Origin of the sequence: Ferrovibrio terrae (genome assembly GCF_943372915.1) — a bacterium.
GTDB lineage: Bacteria > Pseudomonadota > Alphaproteobacteria > Ferrovibrionales > Ferrovibrionaceae > Ferrovibrio > Ferrovibrio terrae_A.
On record NZ_CALSAN010000007.1, the window covers coordinates 122649 to 148047 of the forward strand.

A 25399-nucleotide genomic window follows, 5' to 3' on the forward strand; every position below is an offset into this window, starting at 1 on the left:
TTTGCTTCGGGTACAGACATTCTTGGATAAGATGAGCAATGTCAGTCTGTTAGGATGGTGTACCGCGCCGTGAGCATCACCCTGCCCATCATCAGGAGCCGCATTCCAATCCAGGTCGCCCTGCTGGTGGCCGGCTTCGCCGTGCTGGCGACGATGAGTCTCACTTCGCTCTGGCTGGCCCATGAATCCGACCGCGCCTCGGAATACGTCGCCCATACGCTGGAGGTGAATGCCACCATCGTGACCTATCAGGGTGCTCTGCGCCGCGCCGAGAGCGGTGAACGCGGCTTTCTGCTGACCGGTGAAGCCGCCTATCTCAATGATTACGCGATCGGACAACGTCGCCTGGGGGAATTGCAGGTCGATCTCGAACGTCTGATTGCCGACAATCCGCAGCAGCAGGCGAAGCTGCAGGACGTGCTGCCACTGGTGCGGCAGAAAATGGAAAAACTGGCCACCACCATCGCGCTCAAGCAGCAGGGCCGGAACGACGAGGCCATTGCCATCACCAAATCCGGCGCCGGCCTGGACCTGATGAACCGTATTCTGGCGCAGATCCTGGCCATGCTGAATGACGAACGCAGCTTGCTGCATGAGCGGCAGGAATATGCTGACCGGACCAACCTGCTGCTGTTTGCCGTGAATTTCGCCGGCGGATTGATTATTACCATCCTGGCACTGGCCTCGATTTCGCTGATCCGCAAGCGCAGCCATCAGCTGGCCCAGGCCCATGCCGAACTGGAACAGGCCAATCGAGGCCTGGAAGAACGCGTTGCCGAACGCACGGCCGATCTACGCGAGGCGAATGACGAGATCCAGCGCTTTGCTTTTATTGTCAGCCATGACCTGCGTTCGCCGCTGGTGAATATCATGGGCTTCACCAGCGAGCTGGAAGCCCTGGAGAATGAGATCTTCTCCGACGCCGAGATCACGCCGGAACAGCGCGAGATGCAACGCAAAGAAGTGGCTGAGGCGCTGGGCTTCATCAAAACCTCGATCGGCAAGATGGATCGGCTGATCAAGGCCATCCTCAACCTGTCGCGCGCCGGTCGGCGCGAATTCCACCCGCAACCGGTATCTCTGGACAGCCTGATCAAATCCCTGACCGGCGATGTCACCCATCGCCTGCAGGAGATCGGCGGCCAGATTGATCTGGGCCCCATTCCGGATATCGTCAGCGACCGGCTTGCCCTGGAGCAGATTTTTTCCAACCTGATCGACAATGCGATCAAATACCGGCGCGATGACCGCCCGGTGCAGATCAAGATCGACAGCGAGGAACGCGGCAATTTCATCATCGTCCGGGTGGCCGATAACGGACGCGGCATCGAGAAGCGCGATTACGAACGCATTTTTGAGCTGTTCCGCCGCGCCGGCGCACAGGACCGGCCCGGGGAGGGCATTGGCCTGGCGCATGTGCGCGCCCTGGTGCGGCGTCTGGGCGGCAGCATCCGGGTCGACAGCATATTTGGACAAGGCACCACCTTTGCCGTAATTCTACCGAAGCAGTGGATTGCGGTTGCCTGAAGTCTGAGGGGAAGGTCATGTCCGACCATACATCTGTAACTATCGTCATGATCGAAGATGACGAGGGACATGCGCGCCTGATCGAAAAGAATATCCGCCGCGCCGGGGTGAACAACGAGATCAAGCCATTCACGACCGGCGCCAGCGCGCTGGAATTCCTGCTCGGTGCGGATGGCACCGGCATGCAGCATGCGGGCGAGACATTGCTGATCCTGCTCGATCTCAATCTGCCTGATATGGCGGGGACCGATATCCTGCAACAGATCAAGCAAAGCGCAGGTCTGAAGCTGGCCCCTGTGGTGGTGCTGACCACCACTGAGGACCGTCGCGAAATCCAGCGCTGCTACGATCTGGGCTGCAACGTCTATATCACCAAGCCGATGGACTACGAACATTTCGGCCAGGCGATTCGCCAGCTCGGCCTGTTCTTCTCAGTCATCCAGGTGCCGGAAGCCGGCAGAGTCTGACGCCATGCCGCAGACATGAAAATGGCGGCCCGCACCTCCGGGCCGCCATTTCCGTTTACGCTATCGCTTACTCCGCGGCCTGGGCAGTGCCACGATTGATGATCTGCCACAGCTTCTGCGGTGTCGCCGGCATATCGACATGGGTGACGCCCAGGTCGGCCAGCGCATCGACCACTGCGCTGATGGTGGCCGGGGCCGAGCCGACCGCACCGGCCTCGCCCGCACCCTTGACGCCGAGCGGGTTGGTCTTGCACGGCACTTCGCACAGGATCACATCGATATCGGGGAAGTTGTCGGCGCGCGGCAGGCAGTAATCGGTGAAGCTGCCAGTCAGCAGCTGACCGTCGCCATCATAGACCACATGCTCGTACAGCGCCTGGCCGACACCCTGCACCACGCCGCCATGAATCTGGCCCTTGACGATGGTGGGGTTGATCACCTTGCCCATATCGTCGGCCACCACATAGCGCACCACGGTGGCGACGCCGGTGGCGGAGTCGATCTCAACCTCGCAGGCATGGCAGCCATTGGGGAAGGTGATCGCCTGGATCTGGTGATCGGTGGCGGTATCGAGGCCGGCGGCCTGGTCATAGCCGACGCCGGCGCGCTTCCGCGCCTCGGCCGCCACTTCCATGATGCCGATGCCACGATCCGTGCCGGCTACGGCGAAGCGACCTGCGGCGAACTCGATGTCGCCTGCAGCCGTCTCCAGCATATCGGCCGCCACCGCCTTGCCCTTCTCAATGATGGCATCCTTGGTCTTGAGGATGGCGCCACCCTGCGAATAGAGCGAGCGGGCACCGCCGGTGCCGCCACCCGTGGGGATCATGTCGCTGTCGCCCTGCTTGATGCGGATCCTGTCGAAATCGACCCCCAGCTGCTGCGACACGATCTCGGTATAGGCGGTTTCATGGCCCTGGCCGGTCGACTGGGTACCGACATAGACATCGACATAGCCATCCTCGGCAAAGCGGATCTCCGCCCGCTCGGTCGGCGCACCGCCGGTGGCCTCGAGATAATAGGCCATGCCGATGCCGCGGCGCATGCCGCGCTTGGCCGCTTCGGCCCGGCGCGTCACGAATCCGGCCCAGTCGATGGCCGTCAGGGCCGCCTTGGCGGTGTTTTCGAAATCGCCCGAGTCATAGACCAGGCCCATGGCGCTGGTCCACGGGAAGGCGTTGGCCGGGATGTAGTTCTTGCGGCGCAGTTCGGCGCGATCGATCTTCAGCTCACGGGCCGCCGTGTCGATCAGCCGCTCCATGATGTAGTTCGATTCCGGCCGGCCGGCACCGCGATAGGCATCCACCGGTACGGTGTTGGTGAACACGCCCTCGACGCGCGCATGCACCGCCTGGAAGCGATAGACCGAGGACAGCACCTTGGTGCCGGCCATGGTCGGGATCATCGGCGCATAGGTGGAGAGATAGGCCCCCATATCGGCGATGTTGTGGATGCGCAGGGCCAGGAAATGGTTGTCCTTGTCGAGCGCCATTTCGGCATGGGTCAGGTTGGCGCGACCATGGGTATCGGTGAGGAAGGCCTCGCTGCGTTCCGAGGTCCACTTGACTGGACGGCCGAGTGCGCGAGCGGCAAACAGGGTCAGCACCTGTTCGGGATAGATGAAGATCTTCATGCCGAAGCCGCCGCCGACATCGGCGGTGTAGACGGCGAATTTCTCATCTGGCAGGTCAAAGATCTTGGCCAGCAGCTTCTTCAGCACCCACACGCCCTGGGTCGGCACATGCAGGGTGAAGCGGCCGGTGTCCTTGTCGAAGGCGGCGAGCGACACGCGCGCCTCCATCGAGGCGACGACGATGCGGTTATTCTCCAGCGTCAATTTCACCGTCTTGGCGGCAGCGGCGAAAATGCCGTCGACCTTGGCCTTGTCGCCCACTTCCCAGTCGAATGCCCGGTTGCTGGGGGCTTCCGGCCAGATCTGCGGCTGGCCGGGTTCCATGGCCGTCGCCAGGTCGGCGGCGGCCGGCAGGCCGTCGTAATCCACCTCGATCAGTTCCGAGGCATCGCGCGCCTGCGCGGCCGTCTCGGCCACCACGAAGGCGACCGGGTCGCCGACATGGCGCACCATGCCATCGGCAAGGGCCGGGCGCGGCGGATCGGCGCGCATCGAGCCGTCGCGATTCTTCAGCGGAATGGTGCAGGGCAGATCGCCAATGCCCGCGGCCTTCAGATCGGCAATCGTGTAGACCGCCAGCACGCCCGGGGCCGCCTTGGCCGCGGTGGTGTCGATCTTCAGCACCCTGGCATGGGCATAGGGCGAACGCAGGAACACGCCATGGGCCTGGCCGGGCAGGCTGATATCGTCGGTATAGCGCCCCTTGCCGGTGATGAAGCGCTGGTCCTCGACACGGCGAACCGGCTGGCTCTGGCCGAACTTGGTCATACGGGCAGTCCTTTCAGGGAAGACGCGGACCCGATACATCCGGGGCCGTTTCTGGGGGCGGTTTTGCGGTAAATGATAGGCATTTGGCCCATCCTTTCAACCCGCCGGATTGCATCCCTGCAATCCCGGCCATGGTTCACCGCGCGGTGCCTTAGGGCCCATAGGCCCGCAGGGAGCGGTAGGTCCAGAATGGCATCGCGCCCATCAGGATGCAGATGGCCGAAAACAGGAAAACGGCGGTATAGCCGCCGGTGATGTCATGCAGGATGGCGCCGGAAAAGGTGCCAAAGGCAATACCAAAGCCACTGCCCACCATGATGGTGCCAAAGATAACGCCAAAGCGCGGACCATGGAAAATCCGGGCCGCTGTCGCCCCCACCATCGGGCCGCGGGCGCCAAAGGACAGGCCGACCAGCAGGACGAAGCTCCAGAGCAGCAGTGGCGACTGCCATGCTTTCAGAGCCCAGAGCGAACCCAGCCCGAGCAGGCTGAAGGAATAGGACAGCGCCGCCGAACTGTGCCGGCCGATCCGCGCATCGAGCCAGGAAAAGCCGAGGATGCCGACCGGTGTCAGCACCCCGATCAGACCATAGATCGATGCCGCCTTCAGCGGGGCATAGCCCAGTTCGACCAGATAGGCCACGGCCTGCACCAGCACCGAGAACATGCCCGCCGAGGTGAAGCAGAAAACCGAGGTCAGCCCCCAGAAGGCCGGATTGCGCATCGCCTTGCCGATGGTCCATTCGGTCACCACCATGGTTTCGACCACATCGCCGTCTTTTTTCGGCGGCGGCGGCAGGCGGACCCGGCCGGCCTGCACCACGGGCCAGGATACCAGCAGCAATGCCGGCATCGCCGCCAGCGCGATCACCGCCAGCATGCGATAGGCGTTGCGCCAGCCCCAGGTTTCGATCACCAGCTGCGCCAGCGGCACCAGCAGCAGCGAGCCGACGCCCAGGCCGGCATAGACCACGCTCATCGAACGCGTCAGGCCGGTGCCATCGAACCAGCGCGCCAGCAGGGCCGAATGCGGCGCATTCCCGAGCGCCGCCGCCGCACCGCCAACACCGATGCCGATAAAGATATACATCTGCCAGACTGCACCGGCGAAAGAGGCCAGCAGCAGGCCGGCGATCAGCAGCACCAGTCCGCCGATATAGAGCTTCAGCGGACCGAAGCGATCAAAGCAGTATCCCGCCAGCGGCGCGCAGATGCCGGCCAGCAGCATCTGCAGCGAGTAAATCGCCGCGACATCGGCGCGGTTGGCCTGGAATTCCGCCGTCAGAGCCAGCAGGAAGGTGGTGAAGGTCTCGCCGCTGCCGCGCGAAAGCAGATTGAGCAGGGCGCAGAGGCCTACCAGGATGATGGCGGTACGCGCAGAATTCTGTGCGGGGCTGCGACTGGCTGATCCGTCTTCCGGCATGGTCAGGCGTCCTGGCCGGATTCGGCCTGGCGCAGCATCTGCTTGGCGATCACCAGCTGCTGAATCTGGCTGGTGCCTTCATAGAGGCGGAACAGGCGGACATCGCGGTAGAAGCGCTCGACGGCGTATTCCTGGATGTAACCCGAACCGCCATGAATCTGCACCGCCCGATCAGCCACGCGGCCGACCATCTCAGAGGCAAAATATTTGCACGACGAGGCCTCCATCGACACGGTTTCGCCGGCGGCATAGCGCCTGGCCGCATCGCGCACCATGCAGCGGGCCGCATAGGCCTCGGTGCGACTATCGGCCAGCATGGCCTGGATCAGCTGGAATTCGGCAATGGCCTGGCCGAACTGCTTGCGGTCGCGCGCATAGCTCACCGATTCATGGATCAGGCGTTCGGCGGCGCCGACGCACATGGCGGAGATATGCAGACGGCCGCGATCAAGCACCTTCATCGCGGTCTTGAAGCCCTGCCCTTCCTTGCCACCGATAATATTGGCAGCCGGCACCTTCGCATTCTCGAAGATGACATCAGCGGTATGCGAGCCACGCTGGCCCATCTTCTTGTCCGGCTTGCCGATGGTGATGCCCGGCGTCTTGGCCTCGACGATGAAGGCGGTGACACCGCCGGCGCCCTTGTTGCTGGGGTCGGTGCGCGCCATCAGGGTGAAGATGCCGGCATGCGGCGCGTTGGTGATGAAGCGCTTCGTTCCGTTGATCACATAATGATCGCCCTGCCGCTCGGCGCGCGTCTTCACACTGGCAGCGTCGGAGCCGGCCTCGGGTTCGGTGAGCGCGAACGAGGCTGTCACCTCACCACTGGCCAGCCGAGGCAGCCAGGTTTCCTTCTGCTCCGCCGTGCCATCCATCAGGATGCCCTGGCTGCCGATGCCGACATTGGTGCCGAACAGGCTGCGAAACGCCGGCGAGGTCCAGCCCAGTTCAAAAACCAGTTCGACTTCCTCGGCCATGCTGAGGCCGAGACCGCCGTATTCCTCGGGGATCGACAGGCCGTACAGGCCCATCTCGGCAAAGCCGCGCCGGATCTCGTCGGGGATGCGGTCTTCGTCGGCGACCTGTTTTTCGAGGGGGACCAGCTTTTCGCGAACGAAACGGCGCAGGCCGAGCCGGGTCTGCTCCAGCGTATCCTTGTCCATCGGGGCACTCACTCTTCCAAAAGGTCTGGCCCAAACTTGGCACAACCGCGGCATGACGCAAGCGGCCGGGCAAAAAACTTGCCACGCAAACCTAGCCCGTCAGTTGCGCCGGAAGGCGACGGCGGCCAGCCAGCCCGACATCACCGCCAGCAGCACTGCCACCAGGCCATAGACGGCCGGTTCCTGCCGCGAAAAATCAAAGACCTGCTGCTCGACACCCTGCTTGTCGATGAACAGCGGTGTCGATTGCGCCGCGACAATGCGATTGTCACGGATCAGGTAAACTTCGGTCTGGTAGGTGCCGACCGGCACGGTCGAAGGGAAGCTGATTTCGGTGCGGAACAGCTTGGGGCCGAGAAAATCGATGGCTCCGATGCTTTCGCGATACAGGCCGTCACCCAGTTTCCGCCGCACAATGGCCTTGTGATACTCCGCAACATCTTCGGGGCGCCGGGTGCCGATATAGCGGAAGCGCAGGGTTTCGGTGCCGATCTGCAGGCGCTGCAGCAGGCTGTTCGGTGCAATGTCTTTCAGCGGCTTGCTGCTGGCGACGGCGTAATAGGCCGGCACATTGTCGAAGCTTTCGGAGCGCCGGGTCAGCCAGAAGCCGAGCGTTGGCCGCTTACGACGCACCACCGACGTGGCAGTCGGGCCGCGCACCACCACAACCACATCACCCGGTTCGTCGATGGCACCAAACAGCAGCAGCTCGGTGCCGGTGAAGCTGGAGGTGATGGCAATCAGATGCGACGACAGGTCGGTGATCAGCGGCGCATCGGCTGGCGCCGGGCCGCGCGGCGCGTTTGGCGTCGCCTGGGCGAGAGCATCGCCGGACACCAGCAGCAGCAGAATGGCAAGCACCCGCCTCATCGCGCAGTCCCCGCCTCGAGGAAAAACTGGTCATCTGGCGGCAGGACCAGCTCGATCGCCAGTGCAATGGCAACCGCCAGCACCAGGGCGGCCAGCAGGCCGCGGATCTGTTCGCCGCGCAGCCGCGCGCCATGACGCACACCATACTGCGCGCCGATCACCGAGCCGATCAGCAGCAATAGCGCCAGCGTCACATCCACCGTCTGCGTGGTGATGGCATGCAGCATGGTGACATTGGCGGTGACGAAAATGATCTGGAACAGCGAGGTGCCAACCACGATGGCGGTGGGCATGCCCAGCAGGTAGATCATTGCCGGCACCAGCAGGAAGCCGGCGCCCACGCCCATGATGGCGGCCAGGATACCGACGAGGAAGCCAAGCACCAGCGGCATCAGCGCGCTGATATAGAGCTGCGACTTGCGGAAGCGCATCTTGAACGGCAGCGCGCGGATCAGGGCATGGTCGTTCAGGCGCTTGCGCCGCACCACTGGCTGCGCGCTCGGCTTGGCGCGCAAAGCGCGGATGCTTTCGGTCAGCATCATGCTGCCGATGGTGCCCAGGATCAGCACGTAGGACAGCGCGATCACCGCATCGAGCTGGCCCAGCCGCTTGAGCACCGCGAAAAGATAAGCGCCGAAGCTGGACCCGGCGAGACCGCCGATCAGCAGCATGGTGCCCATCTTGAAATCGACATTGTCCTTGCGCCAATGGGCGTAGACCGCCGAGACGCTGGCTGCCACCACCTGATTGGCCGAGGTGGCCACCGCGACCGGCGGCGGCACGCCGATGAAAATCAGCAAAGGGGTGAGCAGGAAACCGCCGCCGACGCCAAACAGGCCCGACAGGTAGCCAACCGCCCCGCCGAGGCCGAGCAGCAACCAGATGCTGACCGACAACTCGGCGATGGGGAGGTAGATCTGCATAAGTGTGGCCGGACCCTGACGACTACGCGGCGTGGCGCTTCAGCGACTTTTGAAGCACCTTCTGCTTATAAAGCTCTGTCGCCAAACTGCCACGGCTATCGTTGCAAATATGTGATTTTCCCGGCGATTCCGTCCGCACCGACAGCTATGGGGTCCCGGCCTGGCTGTTATGGCCCAGCCCGGCCGGCACGCCCGCCCGCTCCAGCTCGCGACCCAGCCCGCCCGACAGGAAGGTGAAATACATGCGGAAGTCGGAAAAGAAGGACCACAGCGGGTATTTGAAGCTGGCCGGCTTGTTCTTCTCGAAGAAGAAATGCCCGATCCAGGCCGGGCCGTAGCCGATCAGCAGCGCCCCCACCAGCCAGGGCCAGTCCCCGGTGAAGATCAGGGCGACCAGGCAGGCCAGGGCTAGTGTGGTGCCGCCATAATGCCAGACCCGGGTGACCGGGCGGGCATGCTCGCGCAAATAAAACGGCCAAAAATCGCCATAGCTCTTTATCCGATTGTCGGACATAGTTGTTTCCTCCGTTTATTTAACGTTCAGTGTACGGCAGTAATTCGCCGTTTTCCAGTAAATATGTGGAAGATAGGCACGCGAATGAGATTCGAGTTGACGTTGACGTAAACGGAAACTAAGACTCACTCCAACATCAAAACCGAGCCTTTAGGGAGGGCTTAGCCGTGTCGGACAACAAGACCTATACGATCACCGATCTGGCGCACGAATTCAAAGTCACGGCGCGCGCCATCCGCTTCTATGAAGACAAGGGCCTGCTGCATCCGTCCCGCCAGGGCATGATGCGGGTCTATGCCAAGCGCGACCGCGCCCGCCTGCTGCTGATCCTGCGCGGCAAGCGCCTGGGCTTCAGCCTGGCCGAAATCCGCGAGATGATCGACCTCTACGATCTGGGCGATGGCCGCATCGAGCAACTGACGCTGACGCTGAAGCGCTCGCGCGACCGCCTCGCCGCCCTGGAAACCCAGCGCGAGGATATCGAAGAGGCGATCACGCAACTGAAGCAGGATGTGCGTATCCTCGACGACTTCCTGAAGCTGAACCGCGACCGCAGTGCCGCGGTGTCGTTCAAGGAATTCGTGCAGAGCCACAACACCCAGTTCGCCGCCGTGGCTGAATAAGGCTGGCGCCGGTTCCCCGGCGCCCGCTGAAGTTTCTTCGTTTCTGAACCATATAAAAATCCGTCCTCGCAAGGAGACATCGTCATGATGCGCAACGTGGTGATTGCCGGCTATGCCCGCTCGCCCTTCACGCTGGCCCGCAAGGGTGCACTCGCCAAGGTTCGCCCCGACGATCTCACCGCGCAGGTGATCAAGGCCCTGATCGAGCGCACCGGCGTTGACCCCAAGGCGATCGAGGACGTGATCGTCGGCTGCGCCTTCCCCGAGGGCGAGCAGGGCCTGAATGTCGCGCGCCTGATCAGCTTCCTGGCCGGCATCCCGCAGGATGCGGCCGGCACCACGGTCAATCGCTTCTGCGGCTCTTCCATGCAGAGCATCCACCAGGCCGCCGGCGCCATCCAGATGAAGGCCGGCGAGGCGTTTATCTGCGCCGGTGTGGAGAGCATGACCCGCGTGCCGATGGGCGGCTTCAACACGTTGCCCAATCCGAAGCTGCTGAAGGACTATCCGCAGGCCTATGTCTCGATGGGCATCACGGCGGAAAATCTGGCCAAGAAATACAGCATCGATCGCAAGGCGCAGGAGCAGATGGCCGTCGAAAGCCATGCCAAGGCGCTGGCCGCCCAGAAGGCCGGCAAGCTGAAGGACGAGATCGTCGCCATTGTCGACGGCAACAACCGCGTCGAGCTGGACGGCTGCATCCGCCCGGAGACCACCGCCGAAGGCCTCGCCGGCCTCAACCCCGCCTTTGACGCCGCCGGCACCGTTACCGCCGGCACGTCTTCGCCGCTCACCGATGGCGCCTCGGCCACGCTGGTCTGCTCGGAAGATTTCGCCAAGGCCCATGGCCTGAAGGTTCTGGCCCGCATCAAGTCGGTCGCCGTAGCCGGCTGCGCGCCGGAGCTGATGGGCATCGGTCCGGTGCCGGCCACCAAGAAGGCACTAGAACGCGCCGGGCTGAAGCTGGGCGATATCGACATCATCGAGCTGAACGAGGCTTTCGCCGCCCAGGCCATGGCCTGCGTCGCCGAAGCCAAATACGACATGAAGAAGGTCAACCTGGATGGCGGCGCCATCGCGCTGGGCCATCCGATGGGCGCCACCGGCGCGCGCATCACCGGCAAGGCCGCGTCGCTGCTGAAGCGTGAAGGCAAGCAGTTCGCGCTGGCCACCCAGTGCATCGGCGGCGGTCAGGGCATCGCCACCGTCCTGGAAGCCGTTTGAGCCGCACCGGAGCAGTCAGATCATGACCGAGATCAAGAAAGTCGCGGTGATCGGTGCCGGTGTGATGGGGTCCGGCATCGCCGCCCATGTCGCCAATGCCGGCATCCCCGTCATCCTGCTGGATATCGTGCCGACCGGCGCGAATGACCGCAGTGCGCTGGCCAAGGGCGCCATCGACAAGATGCTGAAGACCAAGCCGGCGCCCTTCATGCATCCGCGTGTTGCCAAGCTGGTGACGGCGGGCAACCTGGAAGACGACCTCGACAAGCTGGCCGACGTGGACTGGATCTGCGAGGCGATCATCGAGAATGTAGAGCTGAAGCGGAAGCTCTATGCCCAGTTGGAGCAGAAGCGCAAGAAAGGCTCGATCGTCACGTCGAACACCTCGACGATCCCGCTCGACCTGCTGACCGAAGGCCTGCCGGAAAGCTTTGCCGCCGATTTCGCGGTGACGCATTTCTTCAATCCGCCGCGCTATATGCGACTCTTCGAGCTGGTGAAGGGCCCCAAGACCAAGCCCGGCGTGATCGACGCGCTGCGCCAGTTCGGCGACGTCAAACTCGGCAAGGAGGTGGTCGACTGCAAGGACCGCCCGGGCTTCATCGCCAACCGCATCGGCATCTACTGGTCCACGGTCGCCACCGCGCTGGCCTATGACATGGGCCTCACCGTCGAGGAAGCCGACAGCATCGTCGGCAAGCCGATGGGTATCCCGAAAACCGGCATCTTCGGCCTGGCCGATCTCACCGGCATCGATCTCGGCCCCTATGTGGTCGGCTCAATGCTGAAGACCCTGCCCAAGACCGATCCACTGCATCAGTTCTACAAGGCGGATCACCCGCTGAATGCCCTGATGCAGAAGCTGATCAAGGATGGTTACACTGGCCGCAAGGGCAAGGGCGGTTTCTATCGCAACAAGGGCAAGGAAGCACTCGATCTCAAGACCGGTGAATTCCGCGCCACCAAACGCGCCAATCTCGACTCCGCCAAGGTGGCGAAGAAGGGCCTGCGCGCACTGGTCGAGCATCCCGACAAGGGCGGCCAGTATGCCTGGGGCGTTGCCAGCCGCGTGCTGAGCTATGCCGCCGATCTGGTGCCGGAGATTGTCGACGACATCATGGCCGTCGATATCGCCATGAAGACCGGCTACGCCTGGAAATACGGCCCGTTCGAGCAGATCGACCAGCTCGGCACGCAGTGGTTCGCCGATAAGCTGAAAGCGGCGGGCATGCCGATCCCGAAGATGGTGGAAGTCGCCGCCGGCCGGCCTTTCTACAAGGAAGAAAACGGCAAGGCCTATCGCCTCACCACCAAGGGTGACTATGCCGAGATCGTCGTGGCACCGGACGCCTGGATGCTGGCCGACATGAAGCGCGGCAAGCAGCCGATCGCCTCCAACAAGGGCGCCAGCCTGTGGGATGTCGGCGATGGCGTCGTCTGCCTGGAATTCCACACCAAGATGAATGCGGTGGATGCCGATATCATCACGATGGTGAAGGAAGCCGCCAAGATCGACAAGAAGGGCTTCAAGGCGCTGATCATTGGTTCCGATGCCGACAATTTCTCGGTCGGCGCCAATGTCGGCATCGCGCTGTTCCAGGCCAATATCGCCATGTGGCCTGCCATCGAGCAGGGTATCAGCGAAGGCCAGGACGCCTATATGAAGCTGAAATACGCACCCTTCCCTGTCGTGTCGGCAGTCGCCGGCATGGCATTGGGCGGCGGCTGCGAAATCACGCTGCATTCCTCGGCCATCCAGGCCCATGCCGAAAGCTATATGGGTCTGGTGGAAGTGGGTGTCGGCGTCATTCCCGGCTGGGGTGGCTGCAAGGAGCTGATCACCCGCGCCATCACCAACAAGCGTCGTCCCGGCGGCCCGATGCCGGCGCTGGCCCAGGTGTTCGAGGCGATCTCGACCGCCAAGGTGGCGACGTCCGCCATGGAAGCGCGCGACATGCTGATCCTGCGCGACAGCGACGGCATCACCATGAACCGCCGCCGCCTGCTGGCCGATGCCAAGGCCAAGGCGCTGGAACTGGCCAAGGATTACAAGCCGCCGGTGCCGGTGGAAATCAGCCTGCCGGGCCCGACCGCCAAGGCGGCGATGAGCCTGGCGGTGGAAGGCTTCTTCCAGCAGGGCAAGGCCACCAAGCATGACGTGGTGGTCTCCGGTGCGCTGGCCAATGTGGTGTCGGGTGGCAACACCGACATCACCGAGGTGATCACCGAGAAGAAGCTGCTGGAGCTTGAACGCGAGAACTTCATGGCGCTGATCAAGACCAACGCCACACTGGACCGCATCGAACATATGCTCACCAAGGGCAAGCCCCTGCGCAATTGAGCAGGGATTGAGGGAGACAAGGCCATGCCGAGCTATACCGCCCCGATCAAGGACTTCCAGTTCGTGCTGCACGACGTGCTGCAGATGGAAAAGATGAGCAACCTACTGGGCTTCACCGATGCCAGCCGCGACGTGATCGATGCCGTGCTGGAAGAAGCCGGCAAGTTCATGAGCGAGGTCACCGCGCCGCTCAATCGCGTCGGCGACCTGGAAGGCTGCAAATGGGACAACGGCGTGGTCACCACGCCGACCGGGTTCAAGGAAGCCTACAAGCAGTATTGCGAAGCCGGCTGGGGCGGCCTGACGGCGGAAGAGAAATATGGCGGCCAGGGCCTGCCCCATGTGCTGGGCATCGCCATGGCGGAGATCCAGTCCTCGGCCAACATGGCCTTCGCCATGTATCCCGGCCTGACCCATGGCGCCTATGAGGCGCTGCTGCGGCATGGCTCGGAAGAGCAGAAGGACATGTATCTGCCCAATATGGCATCCGGCAAATGGACCGGCACCATGAACCTGACCGAGCCCCATTGCGGCACCGATCTGGGCCTGATGCGCACCAAGGCCGAGCCCCAGGCCGATGGCAGCTACCTGATCTCCGGCACCAAGATCTTCATCTCGGCCGGCGAACACGACATGGCCGAGAACATCATCCATCTGGTGCTGGCCAAGATTCCCGGCGGTCCGGAAGGCATCAAGGGCGTCAGCCTGTTTGTCGTGCCGAAATTCTTGGTCAACAAGGATGGCTCGCTTGGCGCCCGCAATGGCGTCAGCTGCGGCTCGATCGAGCACAAGATGGGCATCCACGGCAATTCCACCTGCGTGTTGAATTACGACAATGCCAAGGGCTGGCTGGTCGGCCAGATGCACAAGGGCATGCAGGCGATGTTCGTGATGATGAATGCCGCCCGCCTCGGCGTCGGCGTGCAGGGCCTGAGCCAGGCCGAGGTCGCCTACCAGAACGCACTGACCTATGCCAATGACCGTCTTCAGGGTCGCGCCATTACAGGCACGAAGGCGCCGGATAAGCCCGCCGATCCGATCATCGTGCATCCCGATATCCGGCGCATGTTGATGACCATCAAGGCTTTCGTCGAGGGCAGCCGTGCGTTGGCGCTGTGGACCGGCATCGAACTTGATATCGCCGCCAAGCATCCCGATGCCGAACGCCGCCAGGAGGCCGACGACCTGGTCGCCTTCCTCACCCCGATGGTGAAGGCCTATATGACCGATTACGGCTATCAGTGCGCCACCATGGCCCAGCAGGTCTATGGCGGCCACGGCTATATCGCCGAATGGGGCATGGAGCAGTTCGTGCGCGATGCCCGCATCGCCATGATCTATGAAGGCGCCAACGGCATTCAGGCACTCGACCTGGTCGGCCGCAAGCTGCCGACCGGCATCGGCCGCCTCGCCCGCCGCTTCTTCCACCCGGTCTCCAGCTTCATTGAAGAAAAGATGATGGACCCCGCCATCGGCAAGGATTTCGTCATGCCGCTGGCGAAAGCCTTTGCCCGCCTGCAGACCGCGACTGCCGTGGTCAGCGAGCGCGGCATGAAGAACCCTGACGAGGCCGGTGCCGCCTCCTGGGATTACCTCAACCTCTTCGCGCTGGTGGCGCTCGGCTACATGTGGGCGAAGATGGCTGCCGTGGCCAAGCAGAAGCTGGCCGATGGCGAGGGCGACAAGGACTTCTTCGAGACCAAGCTGATCACCGCCCGCTTCTTCATGGATCGCATGCTGCCCGATACGGCAGCCCAGCTGGCCAAGATCCAGGCCGGCAGCGAAAGCACCATGATGCTGAAGGCCGCCAATTTCTGACCATGCAAGCCACGTAGTACGTGGCCCAAGTCCAGGAGGAAACGAACGAATGACCGAATACGGCATCCCGCGCAGCATCTATGGTGAGGACCATCAGATGTTCCGCGACGCGGCGCGCAAGTTCTTCGAGCGCGAAGTCATGCCCCACCATGCCAAATGGGAAGAAGATGGTGTGGTGCCGAAAGAGGTGTGGCGCAAGGCCGGCGAGAACGGCTTCCTTTGCGCCACCATGCCGGAAGAATACGGTGGCTCTGGCGTCGACCGGCTCTATTCGGCCATCCTGATGGAAGAACAGGCCTATACCGGCTGCACCGGTCCGGGCTTTTCGCTGCATTCCGACATCGTCGCGCCCTATATCCTCGCGTATGGCTCGGAAGAGCAGAAAAAGAAGTGGCTGCCCAAGATGGCGACGGGCGAAGTGATCGGTGCCATTGCCATGACCGAGCCCAGCGGTGGCAGCGACCTGCAGGCGGTGAAAACCACCGCGATCCGCGATGGCAACGAATTCGTCATCAACGGCCAGAAGACCTTCATCACCAACGGCCAGAATGCCGATCTGGTGATCGTGGTGACCAAGACCGACCCCAAGCAGGGTGCCAAGGGCACCACGCTGTTCCTGGTGGAAGCCGGCCGCGAGGGCTTCACCAAGGGCCGCAATCTCGAAAAACTCGGCATGAAGGCGCAGGACACATCCGAGCTGTTCTTCGCCGATGTGCGCGTGCCGCCGGAAAACATGCTGGGCGGCGAAGGCCAGGGTTTCTTCTACTTGATGCAGGAACTGGCCTGGGAGCGGCTGCAGATCGCGATCATGGCGGTGGCCGGCTGTGAAGCCGCGCTGAAATGGACCATCGACTATACCCGCGAGCGCAAGGCGTTCGGAAAGTCGGTCATCGATTTCCAGAACACCAAATTCGAGCTGGCCGAGATGAAGACCGAGACGCAGATCGCCCGCGTCTTCGTCGACCAGTGCATTGCCATGGTGGCCGAGCACAAGCTGGATGTCGCAACCGCGGCCATGGCGAAATACTGGTGCAGCGACCTGCAGTGCAAAATTCTCGACCGCTGCCTGCAGCTGTTCGGCGGCTACGGCTTCATGTGGGAATATCCGATCACCCGCGCCTATGCCGATGCCCGCGTGCAGCGCATCTATGGCGGCACCAACGAAATCATGAAGGAAATCATCAGTCGCACTTTGTAAGATCCGGGTATCCGGCGGAAACACGACAAAAAAGGGAGAGAGACCATGACCGAAGCCTTCATCTATGACGCCGTGCGCACACCGCGCGGCAAGGGCCGCGCCAGCGGCGCCCTGCATGAAGTCACCCCGATGCGCCTTGCCACCACGGCGCTGGAAGCCGTGCGCGACCGCAACGAACTGGATACGTCTCTCGTCGATGACGTGGTGCTCGGCTGCGTCATGCCGGTGGGTGAACAGGGCTCGGATATTGCCCGCGTCGCCGTGATCCAGGCCGGCTATGCCGAAACCACCGCCGGCGTGCAGATCAACCGCTTCTGTGCCTCGGGCCTGGAAGCCTGCAACATGGCGGCCGCGCAGGTGATGTCGGGCCAGAGCCAGATGGCGATCGGCGGCGGCGTCGAAAGCATGAGCCGTGTGCCGATGGGCTCCGATGGCGGCGCCTGGGCGACCGATCCGGCCGTGGCAATGCCGACCTATTTCGTCCCGCAGGGCATCTCGGCCGACCTGATTGCGACCAAATACGGCTTTAGCCGCGACGATGTCGACTCTTACGCCGTCGAGAGCCAGAAGCGCGCCAAACGCTCCTGGGATGAAGGCCGCTTTAAGAAGTCGATCATCCCGGTGAAGGACATCAACGGCCTGACCATCCTGGACCGCGACGAGCATCTGCGGCCCGAAACCACCATGCAGTCGCTGGCCTCGCTCGATCCGTCCTTTGCCGTCATGGGCGAACAGTTCGGCTTCAATTCGGTTGCCACCCAGCGCTATCCGGAGGTCGAGCGCATCGAACATGTGCATCATGCCGGCAATTCCTCGGGTATCGTCGATGGCGCTGCCGCCGTGCTGATCGGCAATGCGGAGGCCGGCAAGAAGAGCGGCCTCAAGCCGCGCGCCCGCATCCGCAGCTTTGCCTCGATCGGGTCTGAGCCGACCATCATGCTGACCGGCCCGAGCTTTGCCGCCGAGAAGGCCCTGCGCCTGGCCGGCATGAAGCCGTCGGATATCGACCTCTATGAGCTGAACGAGGCCTTTGCCTCGGTGGTTTTGCGTTTCATGCAGGCGCTGAACATCCCGCATGACAAGATCAACGTGAATGGCGGCGCCATCGCGCTGGGCCATCCACTGGGTGCTACCGGCGCGATGATCCTGGGCACCATGGTCGACGAGCTGGAGCGCAGCGGCAAGAGCACGGCGCTCATCACGCTCTGCGTTGGCGCCGGCATGGGCACCGCCACCATCATTGAGCGCGTCTGAGCGCCTGCAGCAGTCTGGGGATATAGCAATGATCGATTACACTGTTGACGGCGACGGCGTCGCCTCCATCACCTGGAACATGACCGACCGGTCGATGAACGTCATGAACCGGGCCAGCATCGCGGCCTTCCGAGAAGCTGTCGACAAGGCCATCCAGGACAAGGCCGTGAAGGGCGTCATCGTCACCTCGGCGAAGGCTGATTTCGTCGCCGGTGGCGACCTGGTCAGTATGCTGGAAGAGTCCAAGGATGCGGCCAAGGCCCTGCAGAACAGCTTTGCCCTGCAGAAGCTGTTCCGCGATATCGAGAAGGCCGGCAAGCCCTTTGTCGCCGCGATGAACGGCACCGCCCTCGGCGGCGGCTACGAGATCTGCCTGGCCTGCCATCGTCGCATTGTCGTCGACAATCCCAAGACCCTGATCGGCCTGCCGGAAGCCACCATCGGGCTGCTGCCCGGTGCCGGCGGCACCCAGCGCCTGCCCCGCCTGATCGGCGTGTCCAAGGCCCTGCCGATGATGCTGGAAGGCAAGAAGGTTGATCCCAAGGCCGCGCTGGCCCTGGGCATGGTCGACGAGGTTGTCGCACCGGCCGACCTGCTCGCCCGCGCCAAGGCCTGGATCTTGAGCGATGGCCAGACCGGCCATGTGAAGCCCTGGGACCAGAAGGGCTTCCGCGTGCCCGAAGCCGCCAACACACCGAAAGGCGCCCAGGTCTTCACCGCCGGCAACGCCATGCTGCGCGCCAAGACCATGGGCAACTACCCCAATGCGCAATACATCATGTCCTGCGTCTACGAGGGCATGCTGGTCGATATCGACACCGGCCTGAAGATCGAAAGCCGCTATTTCGTCGCCTGCACCCAGTCGAAGGAAGCGCGCAACATGATCCGCTCGCTGTTCTTCTCGATCGGCGAGGCCAACAAGCTGGCCAACCGACCGAAGAATGTGCCGACCCAGACCTATAGCAAGGTCGGCATCCTCGGCGCCGGCATGATGGGCGCCGGCATTGCCTATGCCACGTCGTCGGCCGGTATCGAAACCGTGCTGCTGGATTCCACGCAGGAATCGGCTGACAAGGGCAAGGCCTACAGCGCCGGCCTGCTCGACAAGCGGGTGAAGGCGAAAAAGGCCAGCGAGGCCGACAAGGAGAAGCAGCTCGGCCTGATCAAGGCGACAACCTCCTACGACGACCTCAAAGGCTGCGACCTGATCATCGAGGCGGTGTTCGAGGATCGCGCCATCAAGGCCGATGTGACGAAGAAGGCCGAAGCGCAGATCGCGCCGACCGCCATCTTCGCCTCCAATACCTCGACGCTGCCGATCAGCGGTCTGGCCGAGGCCAGCAGCCGCCCGGCCAACTTCATCGGCCTGCATTTCTTCTCGCCGGTCGACAAGATGCCGCTGGTGGAAATCATCCGCGGCAAGCAGACCTCGGATGAGACCCTGGCGCGCGCCATGGATTTCGTGAAGAAGATCCGCAAGACGCCGATCGTGGTCAACGACAGCCGCGGCTTCTACACCAGCCGGGTCTTTGCCACCTATGTCAGCGAGGGCCTCACCATGCTGGCCGAGGGCGTGGCCCCGGCGCTGATTGAGAATGCCGGCAAGGCTGCCGGCATGCCGGTCGGGCCGCTGGCGCTGGCAGACGAAGTCTCGCTGGAGCTGATGCATCGCGTGCGCACCCAGACCAAGAAGGATCTGGGCGATGCCTACAAGCCCGATGGTTCGGCGCCAGTCCTGTCGCTGATGGTCGAGAAGCTCGGCCGCATGGGTAAGAAAGCCGCCAAGGGCTTCTACGAATACCCGGCCGACGGCAAGAAGAAACTGTGGACCGAGTTGGGCAAGCATTTCCCGGTCAAACCCGAAGCGGAACAGCCTGCCCTGGCCGATGTGATCAAGCGGCTGGTCTACATCCAATCGGTCGAGACCGCACGCTGCGTGGAAGAGAATGTCATCATTGACGTGCGCGATGCCGATGTCGGCTCGATCATGGGCTGGGGCTTCCCGCCCTTCCGTGGCGGCACCATCAGCAATATCGACACCGTGGGCGTGCAGCCCTTCGTGACGGAATGCGATGCGCTGGCGCAGAAACATGGTGCGCGCTTCACACCACCCAAGCTGCTGCGCGACATGGCAGCAGGCGGCAAGAGCTTCTACGCCGCCTGAGCCTTCGCACCGCGCAAACAGAAAGGGCCGGGTTTCCCCGGCCCTTTTTTTATTGCCTGTGCTGGCTCCGGTCAGTCTGGTGCAGGCACTTCGCCTTCTTCCTCGCTCGGGGCATCGGACTCAAACAGCGTGGTATTGCCGGCTTCGCCTCCACCGGGCAGGCCATCGACCGGCAGAGCATTCATCGCATCACTGCCACCGCCATAGAGCTGCTCGGGCAGCCACAGCGCGATCTGCGGGAAGCTGTAAAGCAGCACCATCGACAACAGCACGATACCGACGAAGGGATAGATGCCCTTGAAGATCTGTTCGATCGAGATGTTCTTCGGTGCCACGCCCTTGCAGTAGAAGGCCGCCATCGCCACCGGCGGTGTCAGGAACGACGTCTGCAGGTTCAGGGCCACCAGGATGCCGAAGAACAGCGGGTCGACGCCGTAATGCTGCAGCAGCGGCAGGAAGATCGGCACGAAGATGATGATGATCTCGGTCCATTCCAGCGGCCAGCCAAGCAGGAAGATGACGAACTGGGCCAGGATGAGGAACTGGGTCGAGGACAGATCAAGATAGTCGATCAGATCCTTCACCACCTCATGGCCGTTCAGATAGGCAAACACCGCCGAGAAGGTGGCCGAGCCAACAAACAGCCAGCAGACCATTGCCGCCGACCGCGCCGTCAGGAACACCGATTCCTTCAGCTTGGTGATGCTGAAGCTGCGATAGCCGATGGCCAGGACGATGGCGCCGGCGGCGCCAACGGCCGCCGCTTCGGTCGGTGTCGCCAGGCCGAACAGAATGGCCCCCAGTACGGTGCTGATCAGCAGCGCCAGCGGCAAGAACGAGGTCGCCAGCGCCCAGATCACCTTGCTGAAGGGCACATCGAGAATTTCGCGCGGCGGTTTCGGCGCCAGCGACGGATTGATCATGGCACGGCCGATCACATAGACCATATACAGGCTGGCCAGCATCAGGCCCGGCAGGAAGGCACCGGCATAGAGCTTGACCACCGAAACGCCCGCCGTGGCGCCATAGAGGATCAGCAGCACGCTGGGCGGGATCAGGATACCGAGACAGCCACCGGCGCAGATCACACCGGTCGCCAGTTTCGGATCGTAGCCGGCCCGCAGCATGGCCGGCAGCGCCAGCAGGGTCATCAGGGTCACCACCGCGCCGACAATGCCCGTGGCGGTGGCGAACAGCGTGCAGGTCAGCAGCGTGGCGACGGCCAGCGATCCCGGCAATCGTTTGGCCGCCAGTTCTATACTCAGGAACAGGCGGTCGAGGATATTGGCGCGCTCGACGATATAGCCCATGAACAGGAACAGCGGCACCGAGATCAGCACGTCATTGGCCATGACGCTAAAGGTGCGCTGGACGAAGAGCTCGAAGATATGATTGCCCATGGCGAAATAGCCGAAGCCCACACCCATGGCCATCAGGGTGAAGGCAATCGGGAAGCCGAAGCCGATGGCGAACAGGAACGCCACCAGCATGAGAATGCCAACCTGCGGATCGGTCATCGGCCGGTCTCCTCAGCGGCATGCTCTTTCTGCAGAATCTGCTCCAACTCCTCGACATCGCCCAGACGCGGCGGCCATTTGCCGGTCTTGATGCAATACATACAGCGCATCACCTCGGCGATGCCCTGCAGGATCAGCAGCGCGCCGGCAATCGGAATGATGGTCTTGAAGGGATAGATGATCGGCCCAGCCGGTGTGAACAGGCTGCGTTCCTTCATCGACCAGGAATGCGCAGCGTATTCCCAGCCGGTATAGAGCAGCGTGATGATGCCCGGAAAGAAGAAGACGAAATAGAGGATCAGATCCCAGCGCGCCTGGGTGCGTGGCTGCCAGTTGCGATACAGCCAGTCACCACGGACATGGCCGTTGCGTGCCAGGGTATAGGCGCCGGCCATCATGAACAGTGTGCCATAAAGGATATAGGCCGCATCGAAGGCCCATTCGGTCGGTGCCTGCAACACGTAACGGGCAAACACCTCGTAGGAGGTGGCCGCAGTCAACAGCACGATGCACCAGCCGAATGCCTTGCCGACCCAGGTGTTGATCGTATCAATCCAAAAGACAAACCGATTATCCATGCGCGTCCCTGTTTCGCGTATTTATGCGGCGTTTATGCGTGCCCCACTCAAACGACGGGAACCGCCGGTTGCCCGGCGGTTCCCGCATCACTCCAATGCCGAAGCTTAGCCCTTGCGGTTGAAGAAGTGGTTATAGGCCATTTCCTTGCTCGGGTTGTTCAGCAGCTCGTAGCGCACCGTGCGGCGCACCCAATCCAGCTGCGACTTGATCACCTTGGCGAAGAATGTTTCTTCATTCTGCGCCTTCAGAACGACATCCCATGCCTTGAGCTGCGCTTCCTGCACCGCGCGCGGGGTGCGGAAAACGCGGACCTTGTCCTTACTCTGCATCTCGGCCAGATCCTTCGAGTAACGGTCGAGCGCCTTCCATGACATGTCGGAGGAAGACGCCTCAGCCGCATATTTGAGGATCTGCTTCTGCTCGGTGGGCAGGCTGTCGTACTTGGTCTTGTTGAACAGGATTTCGAACATCTCTGCCGCCTGGTGATAGCTCTGCAGCATGTAGACTTTCGAAACATCAGGGAAACCGAGCAGACGATCGGACGACGGGTTATTGAACTCCGCGCCGTCCAGCAGGCCGCGATCCATCGCCGGCACGATTTCACCGCCAGCCACGATGGTAACGGCTGCGCCCATTTCCTTGAACAGATCGGCCGAGAGACCGACCGTGCGGTATTTGATATTTTTCAGATCGTCGGCGGTCTTGATTTCCTTCTTGAACCAGCCAAGCGGCTGGGCCGGCATCGGACCGGACATGAAGCCGACCAGGTTCAGCTTCAGGACACTGTGCATCAGCTCGTTATACAGCGTGTAGCCGCCACCATAGTTCATCCAGGCCAGCACGCCATTGGCATCCCAGCCGAACGGCGGCACGGTGCCGAACAGCGAGAAGGCCTTGTGCTTGCCGTACCAGTAGGCCGAGACGCCATGACCGGCATCCAGCACGCCGCTATGCACGGCGTCCTGCATGCCGAAGGCGGGTACCACCGAACCGGCAGCCAGCACATCGAGCTTCAGGCGGCCGCCCGACAGCTCGTTGACACGGGTAGCGAAGTCAGTGGCCATCTCATGGAAGATGTCCTTGGTCGGCCAGGTCGACTGATATTTCAGCGTCACCGTCTGGGCGCGCGATACGTTCGGCATCGCCACGGTCGCTGCAGCAGCACCGGCGGCAATGCCCGCTCCGCGGAGGAACTGGCGACGTCCGGACTTTTTGGGCGCAGCGGGGGTATCGTTCTGCTCGGTCATTATATCCTCCCAAGGATGTTATCGCCGGTTTCCGGCTGTGTTTTGAATCGGAACGTGAATTCGAGCGCCGCCATCATTGGGCGTATACGTTGTCCGGGGCAAGAGGATTTTTACACCCCGGTTATGCGCCGCAATGCACAATTTTGCGCAAACCACCGATTTGACGCGCCTGCACAACCAGCACAGACTAAAGTTCAATAAAAAATGATCGGAGGAATACCATGACACCGCCTGCCGCCACTGCCCTGAAATCCGTCGCTGATACTCGCACGCAGGTGAGTGCCGAGGAGTGGCAGACCCGCACCGACCTCGCCGCCGCCTATCGCCTGGTGGCCCATTACGGCTGGGATGACCTGATTTTCACCCATATCTCGGCGCGGGTGCCGGGACCGGACCATCACTTCCTGATCAATCCCTATGGCTGGATGTTCCATGAGATCACCGCCTCGTCGCTGGTGAAGGTGGATCTGGAGGGCAATATCGTCTCGCCCACCGAGCACATCATCAATCCGGCCGGCTTCACCATCCATTCCGCCGTGCATGCCGCGCGCCATGATGTCGGCTGCGTACTTCATTTGCATACGAGCGATGGCATCGCGGTCTCGGCCATGGCCGATGGCCTGCTGCCGTTGAGCCAGACCGCCATGGTGGCGCTGAGCACGCTGAGCTATCACGAGTTTGAAGGGATTGCCCTCAACCTCGACGAGCGCGAGCGGCTGGTCGCCGATCTGGGCGATAACAACCTGATGATCCTGCGCAACCATGGCACGCTGGCCTGCGGCAGGACCGTGGCCCAGGCCTTCCTCAACATCCACCTGCTGGAACGGGCCTGCCAGGCCCAGGTGCGCGCGCTGGCCGGCGGGGCAAAGCTGCATCCGGCCCAACCCGGCGTGCAGGAGCTGGTGAAGCAGCAGGTGCGGGGCATGAAAATCGATGTCAGCGGCCTGGCCTGGAGCGGGCTGCTGCGCCTGCTGGATGCCAAGGACGCGTCTTATAAATCCTGAAGCCGGCCCAGAAGCGCCTCGACATCGGCTGCCGTATGATACAGGCCGAAGCCGATGCGCAGGCGCTGGCCGCGATGATCGGTCACCACGCCGGCGCTGGCCAGGCGCTGCTGTACGGCCTCGGCATCCGCCAGTTCGAAGGTGAGAAAATTGCCATGCGGCAGGCTGTCCGGCACCACCAGCTGTGACGCCTGCAGCGGGCCTTTCGGCAGAGCCGCGATGAATTTGCGCTGCAGAGCCCGCACATGGTCGTGGATCATCGCTACGCTGATGCCCTGCTGCACCAGCCAGTCCTGCACCGCATTGAAGCGATACAGCCCTGATGGATCGAAGGTGGCGCCCATGAAGCGCCAGCCATTCTCCGCGTAAGCCGTGCGGTTATCCTGCGCACCGCTGAGCGCCCCGAAAGCGGCATACCAGCCGGTATCGCGCGGCCGCGCGCCCCAGCCCGGCGGGCAATGCATGAAACAGGCGCCCTCGCCCGCCATGGCGTACTTATAGCCGCCGGCAATGTAGAAGGCGCGCGCAGCATGAGCCGACCAGTCGACCGGCCGCGCCATGAAGCCGTGATAGCCATCCACCACCAGCATGGCATCGCCGGCCGCCGCCGCAAGGACGCCGATATCCTCCACGGCGAAGCCGGAATTGAAAAACACCTGGCTGACGAAGATCAGGTCGAAGCCTGCCTTGGCGGCGACGGCAAAACGCGTGGCAAAGGTCTCGAACGGCGCGCTGGGAATCCGCGTCACCTGGACCAGGCTTTCTTCTTCCATCCGCGCGATCTGGCGGGCGAAGGAATGGAACTCGCTGTCGCTGGTCAGCAGCCGGATCGGCCTGTCGGCCGGGAAGCAGGACAGCAGCCGCTTCACCAGCTCATGGGTGTTGGGCGCAAACACCACGCTGGCCGGGTCGGGCAGGCCGAGCTGGCGGGCCACATGGCTCTGCGCTGCGGGCAACACGCTGCCCAGCACATGCTCCCATTTGCCGTCGATCAGCCGGGCGGCATCGTCCCAGGCCAACAGCTGCCCTGCCCGGCTCGCATCAGGCCAGCAGGAGTGGCTGTGGGCAGCGAAATGCAGGCGCTGCGGATCGCTTTGCAGGAAGTGAAAGAAATGCTGTTTCAGGTCGAGCTGGGTCATTTC

20 protein-coding genes are annotated in these 25399 nt (G+C 62.7%); 10 read left to right on the forward strand and 10 right to left on the reverse strand.

Annotated features, from left to right (window positions below; genetic code table 11):
* Window positions 1-69 precede the first annotated feature (69 nt).
* Window positions 70-1527: a CHASE3 domain-containing protein gene (locus AAG821_RS07190; RefSeq protein ID WP_341909301.1), complete on the forward strand. Its 1458-nt coding sequence runs from the start codon at window positions 70-72 to the stop codon at window positions 1525-1527.
* A gap of 17 nt (window positions 1528-1544) precedes the next feature.
* A complete protein-coding gene (locus AAG821_RS07195) occupies window positions 1545-1994 on the forward strand; it encodes a response regulator (RefSeq protein ID WP_341909298.1) in 450 nt (149 codons plus the stop codon).
* Window positions 1995-2061: 67 nt separating this feature from the next.
* On the opposite strand, the gene AAG821_RS07200 is transcribed toward AAG821_RS07195, so the two are convergent.
* From AAG821_RS07200 to AAG821_RS07225, 6 genes are all read right to left on the reverse strand, one after another.
* Window positions 2062-4395 carry a xanthine dehydrogenase family protein molybdopterin-binding subunit gene (locus AAG821_RS07200; RefSeq protein WP_341909296.1) on the reverse strand — a complete coding sequence of 778 codons (2334 nt, stop codon included), beginning with the start codon at window positions 4393-4395 and terminating at the stop codon, window positions 2062-2064.
* 151 nt (window positions 4396-4546) lie between these two features.
* On the reverse strand, window positions 4547-5818 hold the full coding sequence (locus AAG821_RS07205) for an MFS transporter (RefSeq protein ID WP_341909295.1): 1272 nt from the start codon (window positions 5816-5818) through the stop codon (window positions 4547-4549).
* Window positions 5819-5820: 2 nt separating this feature from the next.
* Window positions 5821-6981: an acyl-CoA dehydrogenase family protein gene (locus AAG821_RS07210; RefSeq protein WP_341909293.1), complete on the reverse strand. Its 1161-nt coding sequence runs from the start codon at window positions 6979-6981 to the stop codon at window positions 5821-5823.
* A gap of 99 nt (window positions 6982-7080) precedes the next feature.
* Window positions 7081-7851, reverse strand: coding sequence for a TIGR02186 family protein (locus tag AAG821_RS07215; RefSeq protein ID WP_341909291.1), 771 nt, complete (start codon window positions 7849-7851; stop codon window positions 7081-7083).
* Window positions 7848-8774 carry a sulfite exporter TauE/SafE family protein gene (locus tag AAG821_RS07220; RefSeq protein WP_341909289.1) on the reverse strand — a complete coding sequence of 309 codons (927 nt, stop codon included), beginning with the start codon at window positions 8772-8774 and terminating at the stop codon, window positions 7848-7850. The genes AAG821_RS07215 and AAG821_RS07220 overlap by 4 nt, the downstream gene beginning before the upstream one ends.
* Window positions 8775-8919: 145 nt before the next feature.
* Window positions 8920-9288, reverse strand: a complete 369-nt coding sequence (locus AAG821_RS07225) for a DUF962 domain-containing protein (protein WP_341909287.1) — start codon at window positions 9286-9288, stop codon at window positions 8920-8922.
* Between the two features lie 167 nt (window positions 9289-9455).
* On the opposite strand from AAG821_RS07225, the gene AAG821_RS07230 reads away from it, so the two are divergent.
* The 7 genes from AAG821_RS07230 (at window position 9456) to AAG821_RS07260 (ending at window position 19910) form a co-directional block, all read left to right on the forward strand.
* Window positions 9456-9911, forward strand: a complete 456-nt coding sequence (locus AAG821_RS07230; RefSeq protein WP_341909285.1) for a MerR family DNA-binding transcriptional regulator — start codon at window positions 9456-9458, stop codon at window positions 9909-9911.
* A gap of 87 nt (window positions 9912-9998) precedes the next feature.
* Window positions 9999-11135, forward strand: a complete 1137-nt coding sequence (locus AAG821_RS07235) for a thiolase family protein (RefSeq protein ID WP_341909678.1) — start codon at window positions 9999-10001, stop codon at window positions 11133-11135.
* Between the two features lie 22 nt (window positions 11136-11157).
* Window positions 11158-13476 carry a 3-hydroxyacyl-CoA dehydrogenase/enoyl-CoA hydratase family protein gene (locus AAG821_RS07240; protein WP_341909283.1) on the forward strand — a complete coding sequence of 773 codons (2319 nt, stop codon included), beginning with the start codon at window positions 11158-11160 and terminating at the stop codon, window positions 13474-13476.
* 24 nt (window positions 13477-13500) lie between these two features.
* Window positions 13501-15294 carry an acyl-CoA dehydrogenase C-terminal domain-containing protein gene (locus AAG821_RS07245; protein ID WP_341909281.1) on the forward strand — a complete coding sequence of 598 codons (1794 nt, stop codon included), beginning with the start codon at window positions 13501-13503 and terminating at the stop codon, window positions 15292-15294.
* Window positions 15295-15343: 49 nt separating this feature from the next.
* Complete coding sequence (locus AAG821_RS07250; RefSeq protein WP_341909279.1) at window positions 15344-16492, forward strand: acyl-CoA dehydrogenase family protein; 1149 nt, start codon at window positions 15344-15346, stop codon at window positions 16490-16492.
* Window positions 16493-16537: 45 nt separating this feature from the next.
* Window positions 16538-17746, forward strand: a complete 1209-nt coding sequence (locus AAG821_RS07255) for an acetyl-CoA C-acetyltransferase (RefSeq protein ID WP_341909278.1) — start codon at window positions 16538-16540, stop codon at window positions 17744-17746.
* 28 nt (window positions 17747-17774) lie between these two features.
* A complete protein-coding gene (locus AAG821_RS07260; protein ID WP_341909276.1) occupies window positions 17775-19910 on the forward strand; it encodes a 3-hydroxyacyl-CoA dehydrogenase NAD-binding domain-containing protein in 2136 nt (711 codons plus the stop codon).
* A 71-nt stretch (window positions 19911-19981) separates the two neighbouring features.
* Here AAG821_RS07260 and AAG821_RS07265 read toward each other — a convergent pair whose 3' ends face one another.
* From AAG821_RS07265 to AAG821_RS07275, 3 genes are all read right to left on the reverse strand, one after another.
* Entirely contained in the window at window positions 19982-21427 is a 1446-nt protein-coding gene (locus AAG821_RS07265) for a TRAP transporter large permease subunit (protein ID WP_341909273.1), read from the reverse strand.
* Window positions 21424-22005, reverse strand: coding sequence for a TRAP transporter small permease subunit (locus tag AAG821_RS07270; protein WP_341909271.1), 582 nt, complete (start codon window positions 22003-22005; stop codon window positions 21424-21426). The genes AAG821_RS07265 and AAG821_RS07270 overlap by 4 nt, the downstream gene beginning before the upstream one ends.
* Before the next feature lie 105 nt (window positions 22006-22110).
* Window positions 22111-23253, reverse strand: coding sequence for a TRAP transporter substrate-binding protein (locus AAG821_RS07275; RefSeq protein ID WP_341909269.1), 1143 nt, complete (start codon window positions 23251-23253; stop codon window positions 22111-22113).
* 221 nt (window positions 23254-23474) lie between these two features.
* Between AAG821_RS07275 and AAG821_RS07280 the strand changes: the two genes are divergently transcribed.
* Entirely contained in the window at window positions 23475-24257 is a 783-nt protein-coding gene (locus AAG821_RS07280; protein WP_341909268.1) for a class II aldolase/adducin family protein, read from the forward strand.
* On the opposite strand, the gene AAG821_RS07285 is transcribed toward AAG821_RS07280, so the two are convergent.
* A complete protein-coding gene (locus AAG821_RS07285) occupies window positions 24245-25396 on the reverse strand; it encodes an aminotransferase class V-fold PLP-dependent enzyme (RefSeq protein ID WP_341909266.1) in 1152 nt (383 codons plus the stop codon). The genes AAG821_RS07280 and AAG821_RS07285 overlap by 13 nt on opposite strands.
* Window positions 25397-25399 lie beyond the last annotated feature (3 nt).